2 protein-coding genes are annotated in these 1,041 nt (G+C 37.3%); both read right to left on the bottom strand.

Going from position 1 to position 1,041, the window contains the following annotated elements; translation table 11 throughout:
* Positions 1-103: 103 nt before the first annotated feature.
* Positions 104-394 carry a hypothetical protein gene (locus tag BLQ81_RS21875; RefSeq protein WP_092735310.1) on the bottom strand — a complete coding sequence of 97 codons (291 nt, stop codon included), beginning with the start codon at positions 392-394 and terminating at the stop codon, positions 104-106.
* A 3-nt stretch (positions 395-397) separates the two neighbouring features.
* The coding region (locus BLQ81_RS22460; protein ID WP_092735307.1) for a hypothetical protein at positions 398-1,041 on the bottom strand (644 nt) is incomplete at its 5' end.

Below are 1,041 nucleotides of genomic sequence, written 5' to 3'. Positions count from 1 at the left end.
TCCGACTCAATCCCCATAAGAACCTCACCGGTTTCGTGCAACAGCGCTTTCATTGTTCGTGCTCCGCACGCAACGAAAGCTTAGTTGTTAGCGGTAGTAATTCTCATTTCGTCAGTCGGTATTGAAGTAATTTTGTCAATGCACTTTCTACGCTTGATGAAATGTCCTTGCGATTTTGTTCATCATATCTCTCTTTGTATTCGCTGATTAACATTTCTAAGTCTTCACTGGCTGCAACAACTTTTTCAAGTATTTCAATTTTCTTGTCGTAGTCAGTTCCGTTCCATTCACTTGAAAATGGGTCAAGAATTGTTCTGAAAGTTCTGTGCTTCCACATTGAACCATTGCCAAATATTTTGTCAAGTCTTGCTTCGTAAAAGTTGTCGTCATCCATAGCTTACTTTTGAAATTTGTTTTTTAAGTCGTTGTTTAATTGTTCGTAAAATGATTTGCCCCAAAGAAAACGGTCTTTGTCCCGAAGTGATAAATTTTGAGGCTCATATTTTTTTACACTGTCAATATAGTCCTTGTAACCTAACCACAGATTTTCAAAGTTGGTAATGTTGTCAAGTCCTTTGAAATTTGTCAATGTGTCGCAAACCCTAACATCATAAATTGTAAAGTTGTCTGGATACAACAACGATAAAATTGCTGAACTCATTGGAAGTCGGAACTCATAGTCGTCAATGAGAACTTTAAGTTTTTGTTTGTCGTCTGATGCCGAAAAAATTTTGCTTGTCAAGCCCTTAACACTTTGCTCTATGTCAGGATTATACTTTAAAAGTCGTTGAGCAATTTTTGTTTTTGCTCTGTTTGCCTTCCAAATTACTATGCAGAAAAAGTCGAACGCTGTTAAATGTCCGTCACGGTCAAAGTTGTCACGAACGTCCGTCAGAACGTAATTTTCAAGGTCGTAATATTTAATGTAATCTGTCGTCATATTATTACCGCCAACGTCAGACCGTGAAAAAACCTCTCGATTTACCAAAAAAGTCCATTTCTGAGCCGTATAGGTGGTTAGAGTGGTTTGAAAATTGAATT

This window comes from Algoriphagus alkaliphilus, assembly GCF_900103735.1.
In the GTDB taxonomy this organism is placed as follows: domain Bacteria; phylum Bacteroidota; class Bacteroidia; order Cytophagales; family Cyclobacteriaceae; genus Algoriphagus; species Algoriphagus alkaliphilus.
Note: the sequence above shows the minus strand (reverse complement) of the source record. Positions and strands in the feature narration are given on the sequence as shown.